Below are 15567 nucleotides of genomic sequence, written 5' to 3'. Positions count from 1 at the left end.
CAGGGTGGGGGTCATCGTGGTGTCCATGGGGCGAGCCAAGCGGGTCAGGCGGGCTGTCCTTCGGTCGTTTCGTCCTCATTCTCGGGTTCGGCTTCGGCCTTGGCGAGGTCAGCCTCACTGACCCAGCCGGCCTTGACGCGGGCCTGCATGACCATGGCCTCGGCATCGTCGCGGGAGATATCGAGACCGTCGAGAATGCCGGGGAATTTGGTGGCTTCGCCACCCTCCTTGCGCTCGGTCCAGCCAACCAGATCGTCGGTCGCGCAGCCCGCGAGGTCCTCGACCGTCTTGATGTCGTTCTCGCCGAACTTGACCAGCATCTTGGTAGTGACGCCGGGCACGTCCTTCACCGCGTCCTCGACGCCGAGCTCCTTGCGCCTGGCCTCGAGCTCGGCTTCCTGCTGCTCGAGGAATTCGCGGGCGCGGGTCTGCAGCTCGGTCGCGGTCTCCTCGTCGAAGCCCTCGATGCCGGCGAGATCCTTGAGGTCGACCAAAGCGAGCTCCTCGACCGAGGTGAAGCCTTCGGACGCCAGCAGCTGGCCGACGACCTCGTCGACGTTCAGCGATTCCATGAACACGCGGGTGGAATTCTCGAAGTCGGCCTGGCGGCGCTCGGATTCCTCCTGCTCGGTCAGGATGTCGATGTCCCAGCCGGTCAGCTGCGAGGCGAGGCGGACGTTCTGGCCGCGGCGGCCGATCGCCAGCGAGAGCTGGTTGTTGGTGTCGGGCACCACGACCTCGATGCGCTCGCGGTCCTCGTCGATGACGACCTTGGCGACTTCGGCCGGCGCCAGCGCGTTGACCACGAAGGTCGCGATGTCGGGCGACCACGGAATGATGTCGATCTTCTCGCCCTGCAGCTCGTTCACCACCGCCTGCACGCGCGAGCCGCGCATGCCGACGCAGGCGCCGACCGGGTCGACCGAGGAGTCGCGGGAGACGACGCCGATCTTGGCGCGCGAGCCGGGATCGCGGGCGACCGCCTTGATCTCGACGATGCCGTCATAGATTTCCGGCACCTCCTGCGCGAACAGCTTGGCCATGAACTGCGGATGGGTGCGCGACAGGAAGATCTGCGGGCCGCGGGTCTCGCGGCGGACGTCGAAGACGTAGGCGCGGACGCGGTCGCCGTTGCGGAACACCTCGCGCGGCAGCATCTCGTCGCGGCGGATGATCGCCTCGCCGCGGCCGAGGTCGAGGATCACGCTGCCATATTCGACGCGCTTGACGACGCCATTGACGATGTCGCCGATGCGGTCCTTGAACTCCTGGTACTGCCGGTCGCGCTCGGCCTCGCGCACCTTCTGCACGATGACCTGCTTGGCCGACTGCGCGGCGATGCGGCCATATTCCAGCGGTGGCAGGGTGTCGGCGATGGTGTCGCCGATCTGCGCGCCCGGGTTGGCGCGGCGCGCATCATCCAGCGAGATCTGGTTGGAGGGGTTCTCGACCTTCTCGACCACCAGCATGTGGCGCGACAGCCGCAGCTCACCCTTCTTCGGATCGATCTCGGCATGAACGTCGGTCTCGCTGCCGTAGCGGGCGCGGGCGGCCTTGGCGATCGCGTCTTCCATCGCGGCGATCACGATGCCGCGGTCGATCGACTTCTCGCGCGCGACGGCGTCGGCGATCTGCAGCAGTTCCAACCGGTTGGCGCTGACGGCCATGGCTCAAGTCTCCTCTAATCAGGATCGATCTCGCCTCTGCGCGCGCGATCGGCGGCGAGGCGATGTTTCTTGGTATTGGTCGGCAGCGGCTTCTTGGCCGGCTTGTCGTCTTTTGCTTTCGGCTTCGGCTTGGGCTTCGCCTGGGCCGCCGGCTTGGCGTGCGGCGCCAGCGGTGGGACGATTCCAAGCTCGCGCTTCTTCTCGCGCTCGGCCGCCTTGCCGCGGCGCATGGATTCGGCGATCAGCTCGTCGGTCAGCACCATCTTGGCGTCGCCGATGTCGGCCATCGGCAGCACGACATCCGGCTCCTGGTCCTTGGCCACGTCATCGCGGGTGATGCGCACGCCGTCGCCTTCGACGCCGGCGATGATGCCGCGGAAGCGTTTGCGGTTCTGATGTGCCACCGCCATCTCGATCTTGACGAGATGACCGATGTGACGTTCGAAATCGGAGCGGCGGACCAGCGGCCGGTCGATGCCCGGCGAGGAGATCTCGAGCCGATAGGCACGGTCGATCGGATCGGCGATGTCCAGCACCGGCGACAGCGCCCGCGACACCGCCTCGCAATCCTCGATCTGCATCGTGCCGTCGGGACGCTCGGCCATCACCTGGACCGTGCAACCACCTTCGCCCGAAATGCGGATCCGCACCAGGCGGTACCCCATTCCCTGCAGCACCGGGTCGGCCACCGCCGCCACGCGCGCCGCGACGCCCGGCTCGACGACGAGGCGGGGCTCGGTCAGGAGGTCGGTGTCAGCGGTTGCGAACGTAGGTTCCGTCATCGAGGCGTCGATCGCGTGTCTTGCTTGGTTGGGCCGTCGGGCCTGTTCGATCGCGCTCACCGGACCGATCCCGCCCGTGGCGGAGCGATCCAGGTAACAAAAAAGAGCGGGTCCGGAAGGGCCCACCCTCACTACGCGATCGTATATGAGATGATGTTTGATGGCGCTCATATAGCCGCTTTGCCGCCTGACGGCAAGGGTCGTGTCGCCTCAAACGGCGCCTGGAACTGGGAATTTGCTCCGCGCCCGGACTGCGGATCGGATCGTTTTCCCTGACCGGGAACGGCCGAATGCCGCAGGGTCTAACCCTTCATTCACCAAGATCGCTTAAAAATGAGCTGAGTTCGTGCTTTTCGCCCCCGTCGTCGTGCCGCACGGAGTGGAGCGCACGGAAACGTGTCGTGTTGCGTATCGAGTAGACGTCCATGACCCCGGCAACCGCGCTGATCCCCGGCCTCGGCGGGATCGTCAGGCAGGGCAATGCTGAACGCGGCCTCGAGGCCACGCGCCGCATCGCCGACCTGTTCTTCGAGGATGCGACGAAGCTGCGTCCCGAGCACATCAATCTGTTCGACGGTCTCCTGATCGATCTGGTCCCGTTCGCGGATCTGCCGACGCGGATCGATCTGGCGGAGCGGTTGTCGCGGCTCCTCAAGGCGCCCCGTGCCGTCGTCAGCCGGCTGGCGCGCGACGACGAGGTCGCGGTGGCGGGGCCGCTGTTGCGCCGTTCGCTCGTGCTCGACGATCCCGTGCTCATCGCTATTGCGCGCGACAAGAGCCAGGGTCATTTGCTCGCGATGGCAGAGCGGACGCGCCTATCGGCCGATACGACCGATGTGCTGGTGCGCCGAGGTGATCGCGACGTGGTGCGGCGGACCGCTGCCAATGACGGCGCAGCGTTTTCCCCGCGAGGCTATGCCGCGCTGATCCACCGCGCGAGTTCAGACGGCGTGCTGACGCTCACGGTCGGCCGGCGCGCAGATGTTTCCGACGATCATCTGAAACAACTGCTGGCCGGCTCGCTCGATGTCATCAGGCGGCGGCTGTTCGATGTCGTGCCGCCGGACAAGCAGGCGAGGATCAGGCAGGCTCTCGCCGAACTCGCCGATGCGGCGCGTACAGCGCATAGCACGCGCGATTTCGTGCCGGCGCAGCGGACCATCCTGTCGCTGTATGAAGCCGGTGCCTTGGACCAGTCGGCGTTGTTCGGCTTCGCATCCGAGCACAAATACGAGGAGGTCATCGCGGCGCTCGCCGCAATGACGGGATTGAAGATCGCGACGCTCGACCGGCTGGTGTCGGGCGATCGTCGCGATCCGCTGCTGATCCTGGGCCGCATGATCGGGCTCGATTGGCGCACCGTGCACGCACTGATCCTGCTGCGCCTCGGACCGAAACGCGTGCCGGCGCAGCGCGATATCGATGCGATCAGGGTCAACTACGCGCGCCTGCTGCCATCGACCGCCGAGCGCGTCGTCGCGTTCTGGAAGACACGACACTGAGTGACCTTCGCCGGCGCAGCGGTCAGCGCCGCCTGAAGATCAGATAGTTGGCGACGCGGCCTTCGCGCGCGGCCTTCCGCCCGTAGCGCGTCATGGTGTAGCCCGGCCAGGGCAGACGCCAGTCGTCGGCGCGCTCGGCCGTCCAGGCGAACTCCGGCGAACGCAGCAGATGCCACAGCGTCCAGGCGCAATAGTCGGCGATGTCGCTGACGAAGCGGAACTCGCCGCCGGGCTTCAGGACGCGCGCCATCGCTGCGATCGTCGCATCCTGCACGAAACGCCGCTTCCAGTGCCGCCGCTTCGGCCAGGGATCGGGATGGATCAGGTCGATCCGCTGCAGCGACTGCGGCGGCAGCCAGGCCAACGGCTCGGCGGCGTCGCCCGCCACCAGCCTGATATTGCCGATGTTGTCGGCCTCGATGGCCGACAGGATCTTGGCCATGCCGTTGACATAGGGCTCGCAGCCGATGAAGCCGGTGGTCGGAAACGCCTTCGCTTCGGCGGCAAGATGCTCGCCGCCGCCAAACCCGATCTCCAGCCGCAGCGCGTCGACCGGCGGATCGTACAGCGTGGGCAGCACGGCTTCCGCGGGCGCGGCGAGATCGAGCGCGAGGTGCGGCAGCAGGTTGTCGACCAGGCCGGCCTGATGCGCCCGCAGCTTGTGGCCCTTGCGCCGGCCGAAGAACGAGCCCTGGCCGTGCAGGGCCTCGGTGCCGGTGTGATCGTCGTCGACGGGCATGTTGATCGCGGGGCTCATCGCAGGGTTTGATAGAGACGGTAGAGCAGCCTTGTCCGCGGCTCGATCGAGGAGATGTACATCTGCTCGTAATGCGTATGCGCGCCCTTGCCATCGACGCCGAGCCCATCGAGCGTCGCCGTGAACGGTGCGGTGAAATTGCCGTCCGAACCGCCCCCGGTATAGGTGTCGACCAGCTCGAAGCCGATCTCGTCGGCCAGGGATTTCGCATGCTCGAACAGGGCGGCGCCGGCGTTGCCCTTGACGTAAGGCGGCCGGTTCACCTCGCCGCTCACTTCGACCGTGACGCCATCGCTGCGCGAGGTCAGCCCCAGGATCTTGGGCAGGATCTCCTCGGCATCGGCAGGCGTCGGCAGCCGTGCATCGACCTCGGCATAAGCTTCCTCAGCGATCACGTTGGGACGGGTGCCGCCGCGCACGACGCCGACATTCACGGTGATGCCGCGGGCGGGGTCGTTGAGCGCTTCGAGCGCATGGATGACGTTGGCGAGTTCGCGGATCGCACTGCGTCCATCCTGTGGACGCGCGCCGGCGTGCGCGGGCACGCCGCGGATTGCCACGTCGAACCGCGCCACGCCCTTGCGTCCGGTCACGATCTTGCCGCCGTCGCGCGCCGGCTCGGTGACGAGGACGTATTTGGCCTTGCGGCCTTCCTCCTCGATCAGCGCGCGCGAGGTCGGGCTGCCGATCTCTTCATCCGAGACGAACAAATGAGTAATGCCGAGGGGCGATTTTTGACCCTCTGCGCAGAGCTGACGAAAGGCGTGAAAGGCGAGATACGCGCCGCCCTTCATGTCGTAGATCCCCGGACCGTACGCAACGTCGCCGTCGACTGAGAACGGCAGCCGCGCGATGAACCCGATCGGATGCACCGTGTCGAGATGGCTCAGGACCAGGATGCCCGGCTCGTCCTGTCCCCACGCCGACCGTGCGACGAGGTGGTCGCCGCAGCCGTCGCGTCCGGCGATCCGTTCGATCGTGGCATCGAGCCCGCGATAGCCATCCGCGACAAGGGAAGCCAGCTTGTTGACCTGATCAGGCGCCTCGGTCGGGGTCTCGATCTCGACCCATTGGCGGATGCCTTCGAGAATTGTGCGACTATCGAACGGGCTGCTGTCGGCGGTCATGGGCTTTGTAAATCGTTCTCGATGGTTACGAAGTGGTAGCAGGCGGTGGACGCGCTGGCGCGCCGCTGGGCGGGTTGGCGGCTGGGACGCCGGAGTTCCAGGCCACATGTGCATAAAAAGATTTAGAGCGCGATAGCCTTTCCCGAAGGGGAGCCATCGCGCTCTATTGGTCGTGATCCAACCTGTCTATCGGCTCATTCGTCCGGCGGAACGCAGCGTGCCCAGCGCGTCGTCCGCAAACGTGCCCCGCTGATGGCCCCCCGAGGGCGCTGACATTCCTATGAGAGTGATCACGATAGGAATGTCAGCGCCGGCGCATCAGCTAGCCTTCTTCCGGAGCTTCGCGATCAGCGATCTGCTCGACCAGGTCGACGATGCTGCGACGAAGCTTCGAATCGTGGATCCGCGTGAATGCGCGGGTCAACGCCAGTCCTTCGGAGGTTGCCAGGAAATCAGACACATAGGCGGGCGAAGCGCCTTCGCCGAAAGCTTCACCGTTGGTCCCGCCACTCGGGACCCCTTCGAACAGGAAGGAGACCGGGACCTGCAGAACCTCCGAGATCTGCTGAATCCGGCTGGCGCCGACTCGATTGGTGCCTTTTTCGTACTTCTGTATCTGCTGGAACGTGAGTCCGAGAGCCTCACCGAGTTTTTCCTGGCTCATGCCCAACATGATACGGCGCATCCGCACCCGGCTGCCGACATGCTTGTCAACAGGGTTGGGCGCTTTCGTCGACATCTCTCAACTCCTTAGAATGGGCCTCGGAACGAGGCGGTCGCAGTATGCCTCAGGCGCTCACACCGTCAATTTATGTTCGCATGTCGTACTAACGAAGACGGCCGAGCAACGAACTGGACGGCTCATGCTGCCGCGCGAGAATGCGAATTGCAGCAGCTATCTGTCAACACTTGGGGTTTTGCTTGTCAAAAAAAATCTTACGGACCCGGAAAGAATCGAGATCTTGCGGGTGTCAGGGAAGCTTTTGAGCAACACGTCTGCGAACGACGGTGCTCAGGGCGATCACTAACAGGATCGCAACCGGAATGTCGCCGAGCCTTGCATAGGCTGTCGGCTGCAACGCAACAGGCAGCGCGGAATCCAGCACGCCCTCTGCGCCGAGAGGCAATTGCTTAACGATACGGCCGACGGGATCGATCACTGCGGAGATGCCGGTGTTCGCAGATCGAACTAATGGAAGTCCTTGCTCGATCGCGCGCCACTGCGCTTGCTGTAGATGCTGATGAGGCCCAGTCGAAATGCCGAACCAGCCATCGTTCGTCAAGTTGACGATCCAGCCCGGTCGTTCTTCGGTCGGCACGCTGTCACTCGGAAAGATCGCCTCGTAGCAGATCAAGGGAAGAACACGCGGAGCGTGTGGCACGTCCAGGTTGCGTCGCGCCGTGCCGGGGATGAAGCCGCCCTGCACCCGCGTGAGCTGCTCGAGCCCGATCCGCTCCAGCAGATTCTGGAACGGCAGGAACTCGCCGAACGGGACCAGATGCAGCTTGTCGTAGACCGACAGCACGGTGCCGTCGTGATCGATCACGTAGATCGAATTGTAGGCCCGGGTGATGGGGGTGTTGCGAGGCGCGTCGGGGGCGCGGACCGAACCGGTGATCAGCACCGTGCCCGGCGACAGCAGGTCGGCGATCTGGCCCATCGCGTCCGCCTCGCGGGTCAGGAAGAACGGGAACGCCGATTCCGGCCAGATCAGGACGTTGGTGTCCCGGACGCCGGTGGCGTTCGGGCCGGAGGCGCGGTCCGACAGCGCCAGATAGCGGCGCATGACATCGGCCTTGGCGCCATAGTTGAACTTGACGTCCTGCTGCAGGTTCGGCTGCATGATCCGCAGCTTGAGGTCGGCGACGAAGGCTGTCGGATGCAGGCCGAGCCGGATAGCGCCGAACACGCCCATCATCACGAGCAGGGCGGCGGCTGCGGCCGGCGCCCGCCAGCGCTCACGCCATGTCTTGCCGTCGATCAGCACCGCGGGGCTGGCAAAGATCGCGATCGCCAGGAACGTCATGCCCCAGATCCCGATCAGCGAGGCCGTCTGCGCCAGCGCGAGCGGCTGCGACAGGGCATAGCCGAACGTGTCCCAGGGAAAGCCAGTCAGCGCGTGGCCGCGCAGCCATTCGCTCGCGGTCAGGCAGACGGCGAGCGCCAGGATGCGGGTTGCATCACGCGTCCAGATCAACCGGGCCAGGGCGAAGCCTAGGGCCGGAAACAGCGCGAGATAGGCCGGCAGGCCCAGCACGGCGAACGGCATCAGCCAGGCGAAGGTGTCGGCATCGACCAGGAACGCGTTGCCGATCCAGTAAAGGCCGGGCACGAAATAGCCCATGCCGAAGCAGAAGCCGGTGAAGGCGGCAGCCGGGATGCCGCGCCGCCGTCCCGCCGCGGCGCCATCGATCAGCCAGACCAGAACCGGGAAGGTGATCGCAAGCACCGGCCAGGCGTTGAACGGGGCCATCGCGAGCGAGGAGAGCGCGCCGGCGGCGAGCGCGATCGCCGCACGCTTCCAGCCCCAGGCCAGGACAACGCCAATGGCGAGGCCGCGAATCGTCGATGGGCGGATCACTGTGAGCTGGCTCCATCGCCCCGTGGCGGGCTGCTATCGTCGTGGACCGGCGCAGGGCCGGCCTCTGTCGGCGGCGGCTCGGCCGGGACGTCCGTGTCCGCCGGGGTCACTTCCGGCGCAACGTCTCGACGCCGGCTTTCGCGCTGCGGGCGGGGCGTCGGGCGTTCCTTGCGCGGCGCGATGCGCAGGCGCTTGACCCGGCGCGGATCGGCATCGAGCACCTCGACCTCGAAATTGCCGGGGCCGGAGATCAGCTCGCCGCGCACCGGCAGCCGGCCGACATGGTTGACGAGATAGCCGCCGAGCGTCTCCACCCCTTCGCCCGCCTCTCCCGTCACGAACTCCTCGCCGATCACCCGGCGTACGTCGTCGAGGCTGGCGCGGGCGTCCGCGATGAAGGCGTTGTCGGCCTGCCGCACGATCGCCGGCGGCTCGTCGCTGTCGTGCTCGTCGTCGATCTCGCCGACGATCTGCTCGACGATGTCCTCGATGGAGACCAGCCCGTCGGTGCCGCCATATTCGTCGACGACCAGCGCCAGATGGATGCGCGAGGCCTGCATTTGCGCCAGCAGGTCGATCGCGCGCATCGACGGCGGCACGTAGAGCAGCTTGCGGATGATGTTGGCCTCGAACAGCGGCATCGACAGATCGACGGCCTTGAGATCGAGGCCGGCGGGCAGCGGCTTCTTGCGCCGCGCCTTCACCTCGTCGGAGACCCGGGCCTGCGCCGTGGTGAAGGCAAGCAGGTCGCGGATGTGCACCATGCCTTCGGGGTCGTCGAGCGTGTCGTTGTAGACGACGAGGCGCGAATGCGATGCGCTCTCGAACAGGCTCATCAGTTCGCCGAGCGTGATGTCGCGCCGGACGGCGACGATATCTGCACGATGCACCATCACGTCGGCGATGCGCCGCTCGTGCAAATCGAGGATGTTGCGCAGGAGCGTGCGCTCGACCGCGGAGAAGCCGATGTCATCGGGCGTCGAGGCATCGAGCACGACCTGCAGGTCGTCGCGAACCGAGCCGCCGCCTTTCCAGCCGAACAGGTTGCGCAGCGCGCGAATCAGCCAGTTCTCGCCCGGCGAGCGGCCGAGCTCGGCCGGCGGCACCACGGCCGGCAGATTGCGCGTCTGGCGCGGATTGTCATGGATGGGCTCGGAATCGGCCATGGTCAGTTCATCCGTTCCCGATCGGCATAGGGATCGGGGATGCCGAGATGGGCCAGGATCTCGGTCTCCAGCGCCTCCATCTCCTCGGCCTCGTCATCGGTCTCGTGATCGTAGCCGATCAGATGCAGGAAGCCGTGCACGGTGAGATGGCTGAGATGATGCTCGAACGGCTTCTGTTCGTCGTCGGCCTCGCGCCGCATCGTCTCATAGGCGATGGCGATGTCGCCGAGCATGCGCGGGGCATCATCCTCGCCGCGCGGTCCGGTCGGCTGCAGCGCCGGAAACGACAGCACGTTGGTGGGCTTGTCGATGCCGCGCCAATTGCTGTTCAGGGTGCGGATGCCCTGGTCGTCCGTCAGCATGACGGCGATCTCGGCGTCGCCGACATCGGCGTCGACCATCTCGGCCGCGGCGAGAATGGCGCGTTGTATGACGTCCTCGGCGTCAGGCTGGTCCTGCCAGCAATCGGCTGCGACGATCACCTCGGTCGTTGGAATGGGACTTTGTGGCATCCTGGTCGATATCTGTGCGGATGGCGCTGGAACGACGCGACCATCGGCGTGCTTGCTCTCGCGTCAGCGGGCTTTCGGCCCCTCGTAGGCGGCGACGATGCGCGCCACCAATTCGTGGCGGATGACATCTTCGCCGGTGAACCGGACCTGTGCGATCCCCTCGACACCGTCGAGCAGGCGCGCGGCTTCGGCGAGTCCGGAGGTCTGGCCGTTCGGAAGATCGACCTGCGAGGGATCGCCGGTGATGATCATGCGGCTGTTCTCGCCGAGACGCGTGAGGAACATCTTCATCTGCATCGATGTGGTGTTCTGCGCCTCGTCGAGGATGATCGCGGCGTTGGTCAAGGTGCGCCCGCGCATGAAGGCGAGCGGCGCGATCTCGATCTCGCCGGCCTGCAGCGCGCGCTCGACGATGCGCGCATCCATCAGATCGTACAGCGCGTCGTAGATTGGGCGCAGATAGGGATCGACCTTCTCGCGGAGGTCACCAGGCAGGAAGCCGAGCCGCTCGCCGGCTTCGACCGCCGGGCGTGAGAGGATGATGCGGTCGACTTCCTTCCGCTCGAACAGCTGCGCCGCATGCGCGACCGCAAGCCAGGTCTTGCCGGTGCCGGCCGGGCCGATGCCGAACACGAGCTCGTGCCGCTTCAGCGCGCGGATGTAGGAATCCTGCGCGGCGGTGCGGGCGCGCACCGGGCGCTTGCGCAGGTTGATGCTCTCGAACGCGTTCTTGGCGTTCTTGGCGTCGAACTCGAACAGCGAGCCCTGCGCCACCACGGCGCGGATCGCGCCCTCGACGTCGCCCTGCGCCAGATCGTGGCCCTTCACGGCCTGCGCATAGAGCGATTCGAGCACGCGCCGCGCGGCATCGCAGCCGTCGCGTGTTCCGCCGATGGTGATGTGGTTGCCGCGGGAATCGACGACGACGCCGAGCCGTCGTTCGACCAGGGCCAGATTCTGGCCGTAAGGCCCAACCAGGGCGGAGGCGGCACGGTTGTCGTCGAAATCGATGACGACCTGGGTCTCGGGGGGCATGGACATGTCGCGGTCGTACTTGCGGCTGGGAGCGAGGGAAGACGGATCCGATGCGCTCTTGGGCAAGTGCTCAGCCTCCGATGGACACGAGGGGCGTGGGGGAGATCACTGCCGGCGCCGCCGTGACGAGCTCGCCGAGCAGGCTGTAGCGTTCGAGACTGTCGATCCGCACCGGCAGAACCTGGCCGATGATGTCGTCGGACGCCATGACGTGGGCCGGCTGCAGATACGCGGTCCGTCCGACCAGTTGCCCGGGCTTGCGCGCTGGCCGCTCGAACAACACGTCGACGACCTGGCCGATCGCGGCCTTGTTGAAGGCTGCTTGCTGGCTGTCGATCAAGCTCTGGAGGCGCTCCAATCGCTCGTCCATCTCGGTCGCTGACACCATCTCCGGCATGTCCGCTGCCGGAGTTCCCGGGCGCGGCGAATACTTGAACGAATACGCCGCAGCGTAGCCGATTTGGTCGATCAGGGCGAGGGTGGCGCGAAAATCTTCCTCGGTCTCGCCCGGGAACCCGACGATGAAATCCGAAGAGAATGCAATGTCGTGACGGGCGGCGCGAAAACGGTCGACGACTTTGCGATAGTCAGTCGCCGTGTGTTTGCGGTTCATGGCGTTCAGGATGCGGTCAGATCCCGACTGAACCGGCAGATGCACGAACGGCATCACCGCTTCGAGATCGCGATGCGCCGCGATCAGGCTGTCGTCGACGTCGTTGGGATGGCTGGTCGAGTAGCGGATCCGCGCCACGCCCGGAATCTCGGCGATCCCATGGAGCAGCCGCCCCAGCGTCCAGGGCCGGCCGTCAGGGCCTTCGCCGTGATAGGCGTTGACGTTCTGGCCGATCAGGGTGATCTCGCGAACGCCATTGTCGACGAGCTGCGTCACGTCGTCGACGATGCGTGTCACCGCACGCGACATCTCGCTGCCGCGCGTATACGGCACCACGCAGAAGGTGCAGAACTTGTCGCAGCCTTCCTGCACGGTCACGAAGGCCGAGACGCCGCGGGCGCGGATCGCCTCGCGGCTGGGCTTCGCCAGGAAGCCGAACTTGTCCTGGGCCGGGAATTCGGTCTCGATCGCCCGCTCGCCGCGGCGGGCCTGGGCCAGCAGCTGCGGCAGATGGTGGTAGCTCTGCGGGCCGACCACGACGTCGACGGTGGGGGCGCGGGCGATGATCTCCTCGCCTTCCGCTTGCGCCACGCAGCCGGCCACCGCGATCTGCATCGTCCGGCCGGCCCGCGCGGCGTCCTCCTTCGCGACCCGCAGCCGCCCGAGCTCCGAATAGACCTTCTCGGAGGCCTTCTCGCGGATGTGGCAGGTGTTGAGGATCACGAGATCGGCGTCACCGGCCTCGGCGGTCTCGACGAAGCCCTCAGGCCCCAGCGTGTCCACCATGCGCTGGGCATCGTAGACGTTCATCTGGCAGCCATAGGACTTGATGTGCAGCTTGCGCGGCGGCGTCATGAACCCTTGCATGCAGTCGGAGGCGCCCAATTCGGCGCCGCGCTCAGATATAGGCTAGGGGGCCGAAAATCCAGCGATCGCGGGCTTTTTCTCGGCCAGCCGGCTCAGAATCGCCGGCAACTGCCGCATGTCGTCGAAAACCACGGTGGCGCCGGCCGCGCGCAGGTCGTCGGCGTGCCCGGGCCGGCAGTGGCTGCCGCCGTGAAACCCGAGCACTGTCATGCCGGCGGCGACACCGCCCCGGATACCGGCCGTGCTGTCCTCGACCACCACGCAGGCCGTGGGACGCGCCTTCATCTGCGCTGCGGCGAACAGAAACAGATCGGGCGCGGGCTTGCCGTTCTCGACCTGGGAGGATGAGAAGATGTGCGGGGCGAGGCGATCGTAGAGCCGGGTGGCGCCAAGGCTGACGCGCATGCGCTGGTGCGAGCCGGAGGAGGCGACGCACACCGGCACGTCGATGGTGTCGAGCGTCTCCGCGATCCCGTCGATGGCCGCGAGGTCCTGCTCGAAGGCGCGGAACAGGCGATCCTGCAGTTTCGGGTTGAAATCGTCGGGCAGGGAACGGCCGAGCTCGGCCTCGACCTCGAGCTTCGCCTGTTTCAGGGAGCGGCCCAGGAACCGCGCGAACACCTGCTCGGTCGTGATCGGATAGCCGCACAGGCTGAGCACGTCGGCGTGCGTCTGACAGGAGATCACCTCGCTGTCGACCAGCACGCCATCGCAATCGAAAATGACGAGATCGAGGTTCGAAGCCGTCGCCGCGTCAGCCATTCGTCTCTTCGTCGAGCGGCACGCAATACAGCTCCAGCCGGTGATCGACCAGCTTGTAGCCGAGCTTGCGGGCGATCTCGGCCTGCAGCTTCTCGATCTCCTCGGAGGTGAACTCGATCACCTTGCCGTCGCGCAGATTGATCAGATGATCATGATGGCTGTCGCGCATCTGCTCGTAGCGGGCGCGACCCTCGCGGAAATCATGGCGTTCGATGATGCCGGCATCCTCGAACAGCTTCACGGTGCGATAGACCGTGGAGATCGAGATCTTGTCGTCGACGGCGACGCAGCGCCGGTACAACTCCTCGACGTCGGGATGGTCGCAGGCTTCCGCGAGCACGCGGGCAATGACCCGGCGCTGCTCGGTCATGCGCATGCCGGTGGCGGCACAGCGGGCCTCGATTCCGGTGGAATTGAGCGCTGGCGTGGTTTTCAAGGAGGTCATCGTGTCTCGCCTCAAGGATGCGCTTTCTGCCACCAAGCGCAGGTTACGACAAGTCCCGGCGCATCAGAAGCGCATTCAACTGTTCCCCGCCGGGCTGAAGGTAATAGCGTTCCCGACGGCCCACGGTCGCAAATCCGGCGCGTTCATAGAGTCGGCGGGCCGGCTGGTTGTTTTCCTCCACTTCGAGAAAGACCGTCCGGACCCCGCGCCCCGCGAGGTGCCCGAGATGCTGCAGCAACAGATCACGAGAAAATCCGCGGCCGCGCTGATTTGGGTCAAGTGCAACTGACAATATTTCCGCTTCGTCCGCGCCGATTCGCGAGACGATGAAGCCGATGAGCTTCCGCCCGAGCCGCAGCCGATGGATCATGGTGTTGCGCTCGGCCAGCATCGCCTCGAACTCGCCTTCGCCCCAGCCGCGGTGAAACGAGGCGGCGTGGATCTGGGCGAGCCTGGCGGCGTCGCGCGGCGCGGCCGCTTCGATCAACGGTTTGGGGCTGCCGAGCCAGCGGAAGAACATGTTCATGACGAGACGGCCGTCTGCGCCGGTTGACGCGCCGCCCCGGCGGGCGGCTTGACGTCGGGCGCGCGCAGATAGAACGGTCGCGCCGGCGCGTGCGCCGGGTCGGCGGCCGCGCCAAGCCAGGCGACCCAGCCGATGTCGGGTCCGTCTTGCGAGTCGACCGCAACTGGCGCGGCGGCTTCCTTGGGCCACCGCTCGGCCAGCAGCGCCGCGGCGTTGCCGACGAGGTGCGGGGCGCCGAGCCGCGCGGCCGGCAGGACGTCGTCTGTCGCAGCGACCTGGGGCGCGACCAGTTCCTCGCCGCTGCCGCTCACGACTTGGTAGTAGACATGGTCGTGCCGGGCATCGATCGCCGAGATCACCGGGTTGGCGCGGTCCTCGCTGACGATCGGCGCCGCGTAGGCGGACAGCGTGGTCACGCCGACGACCGGCTTGTGCGCCGCCAAGGCAATGCCGCGCGCGGCGGAGAGGCCGACGCGCAGCCCGGTGAAACTACCAGGACCCGTCGTCACCGCGATGCGGTCGAGCTCGTGGAAGCCGACGCCCGACTGGCGCATCACGCGCGCGATCAGCGGCATCAGCGCCTCGGCGTGGCCGCGCTTCATCGGCAGCGTTTCCTCGGCGCGCATCGCGGCCGAATCAGTGTCCAGAACGGCAGCCGCGCAATGGTCGAGGGCAGTATCGATGGCGAGGATCAACATCCGGTCAGATTCACATTGAAAGGAGCGCCGAATACCTTTTTGGGGGCTTTGATAAAGTCGGTTGCCGCTTTCTTACATCCTGATCGGGAAAAACGCATCACGGCGCACGACCGCAAACTACTGAATTGGCGCTCATTCAAGCAAATCTTTCCGGGCTGTTGGATTGATCGTCCGGTTCGACGCTCAGGCCGCCGCGCCATCCCGGTGGCAAAGGCGATGCCCGGCGCGATGAGGCCGGGTCGAGGCGATCAATCGCTCGCAAGCCGGTGCTCGGGTTCGGCACCGACGGCATGGGGATCACCGCCTCATCCGGGCCAGCCTCAAACGCTCAATTCCGCTCGGTCAGTTCGAGCGCCAGAGGGGGCGACGAGCAGGTCCGGCGAAAGTGCCGATTGGCGCGAGTCTGGGCGGCGTCGGCGAAGCCGGTCGGCGCGCCGAGCGCGGTGACCAGCGAGATACCGTCGAGCATGCGGCGGGGGCGGCCGTGGCCGCCACCCTCGGCGGCGCAGCGTGAGCAGAGGCAAAT

At 66.3% G+C, this 15567-nt stretch carries 16 protein-coding genes; 1 reads left to right on the top strand and 15 read right to left on the bottom strand.

Annotation, left to right across the window (positions count from 1 at the left end; all coding sequences use genetic code 11):
• Positions 1-44: 44 nt before the first annotated feature.
• Both nusA and rimP read right to left on the bottom strand, forming a co-directional pair.
• Positions 45-1667, bottom strand: coding sequence for a transcription termination factor NusA (nusA, locus tag QX041_RS20080; protein ID WP_315716926.1), 1623 nt, complete (start codon positions 1665-1667; stop codon positions 45-47).
• Positions 1668-1681: 14 nt separating this feature from the next.
• A complete protein-coding gene (gene rimP, locus QX041_RS20075; protein ID WP_315716927.1) occupies positions 1682-2449 on the bottom strand; it encodes a ribosome maturation factor RimP in 768 nt (255 codons plus the stop codon).
• Between the two features lie 425 nt (positions 2450-2874).
• On the opposite strand from rimP, the gene QX041_RS20070 reads away from it, so the two are divergent.
• Positions 2875-3951: a DUF2336 domain-containing protein gene (locus QX041_RS20070; RefSeq protein ID WP_316166355.1), complete on the top strand. Its 1077-nt coding sequence runs from the start codon at positions 2875-2877 to the stop codon at positions 3949-3951.
• 22 nt (positions 3952-3973) lie between these two features.
• On the opposite strand, the gene QX041_RS20065 is transcribed toward QX041_RS20070, so the two are convergent.
• From QX041_RS20065 to QX041_RS20005, 13 genes are all read right to left on the bottom strand, one after another.
• Positions 3974-4708: a tRNA (guanine(46)-N(7))-methyltransferase TrmB gene (locus QX041_RS20065; protein ID WP_316166354.1), complete on the bottom strand. Its 735-nt coding sequence runs from the start codon at positions 4706-4708 to the stop codon at positions 3974-3976.
• Positions 4705-5835 carry a M20 family metallopeptidase gene (locus QX041_RS20060; RefSeq protein WP_316166353.1) on the bottom strand — a complete coding sequence of 377 codons (1131 nt, stop codon included), beginning with the start codon at positions 5833-5835 and terminating at the stop codon, positions 4705-4707. The genes QX041_RS20065 and QX041_RS20060 overlap by 4 nt, the downstream gene beginning before the upstream one ends.
• Positions 5836-6157: 322 nt before the next feature.
• Positions 6158-6574 carry a helix-turn-helix domain-containing protein gene (locus QX041_RS20055; RefSeq protein ID WP_006615449.1) on the bottom strand — a complete coding sequence of 139 codons (417 nt, stop codon included), beginning with the start codon at positions 6572-6574 and terminating at the stop codon, positions 6158-6160.
• Between the two features lie 232 nt (positions 6575-6806).
• The gene (gene lnt, locus QX041_RS20050; protein WP_315751784.1) at positions 6807-8417 is read right to left on the bottom strand and encodes an apolipoprotein N-acyltransferase; all 1611 of its coding nucleotides are present in this window, start codon (positions 8415-8417) and stop codon (positions 6807-6809) included.
• Positions 8414-9583 carry a hemolysin family protein gene (locus tag QX041_RS20045; protein ID WP_315751785.1) on the bottom strand — a complete coding sequence of 390 codons (1170 nt, stop codon included), beginning with the start codon at positions 9581-9583 and terminating at the stop codon, positions 8414-8416. Before QX041_RS20045 ends, lnt begins: the two co-directional genes overlap by 4 nt.
• Before the next feature lie 2 nt (positions 9584-9585).
• On the bottom strand, positions 9586-10095 hold the full coding sequence (gene ybeY, locus QX041_RS20040; RefSeq protein ID WP_315716933.1) for an rRNA maturation RNase YbeY: 510 nt from the start codon (positions 10093-10095) through the stop codon (positions 9586-9588).
• A 63-nt stretch (positions 10096-10158) separates the two neighbouring features.
• On the bottom strand, positions 10159-11136 hold the full coding sequence (locus tag QX041_RS20035) for a PhoH family protein (protein ID WP_315716934.1): 978 nt from the start codon (positions 11134-11136) through the stop codon (positions 10159-10161).
• 64 nt (positions 11137-11200) lie between these two features.
• Positions 11201-12598 carry a tRNA (N6-isopentenyl adenosine(37)-C2)-methylthiotransferase MiaB gene (gene miaB, locus QX041_RS20030; RefSeq protein ID WP_315751787.1) on the bottom strand — a complete coding sequence of 466 codons (1398 nt, stop codon included), beginning with the start codon at positions 12596-12598 and terminating at the stop codon, positions 11201-11203.
• Positions 12599-12652: 54 nt separating this feature from the next.
• A complete protein-coding gene (locus QX041_RS20025; RefSeq protein ID WP_316166351.1) occupies positions 12653-13372 on the bottom strand; it encodes an HAD family hydrolase in 720 nt (239 codons plus the stop codon).
• Positions 13365-13817, bottom strand: coding sequence for a Fur family transcriptional regulator (locus QX041_RS20020; RefSeq protein WP_315716937.1), 453 nt, complete (start codon positions 13815-13817; stop codon positions 13365-13367). Before QX041_RS20020 ends, QX041_RS20025 begins: the two co-directional genes overlap by 8 nt.
• A gap of 43 nt (positions 13818-13860) precedes the next feature.
• Entirely contained in the window at positions 13861-14343 is a 483-nt protein-coding gene (gene rimI, locus QX041_RS20015) for a ribosomal protein S18-alanine N-acetyltransferase (RefSeq protein ID WP_316166350.1), read from the bottom strand.
• On the bottom strand, positions 14340-15041 hold the full coding sequence (gene tsaB / locus QX041_RS20010) for a tRNA (adenosine(37)-N6)-threonylcarbamoyltransferase complex dimerization subunit type 1 TsaB (RefSeq protein WP_316166349.1): 702 nt from the start codon (positions 15039-15041) through the stop codon (positions 14340-14342). Before tsaB ends, rimI begins: the two co-directional genes overlap by 4 nt.
• Positions 15042-15369: 328 nt before the next feature.
• Positions 15370-15510: a hypothetical protein gene (locus QX041_RS20005; RefSeq protein WP_316166348.1), complete on the bottom strand. Its 141-nt coding sequence runs from the start codon at positions 15508-15510 to the stop codon at positions 15370-15372.
• Positions 15511-15567: the final 57 nt, after the last annotated feature.

This window comes from Bradyrhizobium sp. SZCCHNRI2009, from assembly GCF_032485115.1.
GTDB lineage: Bacteria > Pseudomonadota > Alphaproteobacteria > Rhizobiales > Xanthobacteraceae > Bradyrhizobium.
Note: the sequence above shows the minus strand (reverse complement) of the source record. Positions and strands in the feature narration are given on the sequence as shown.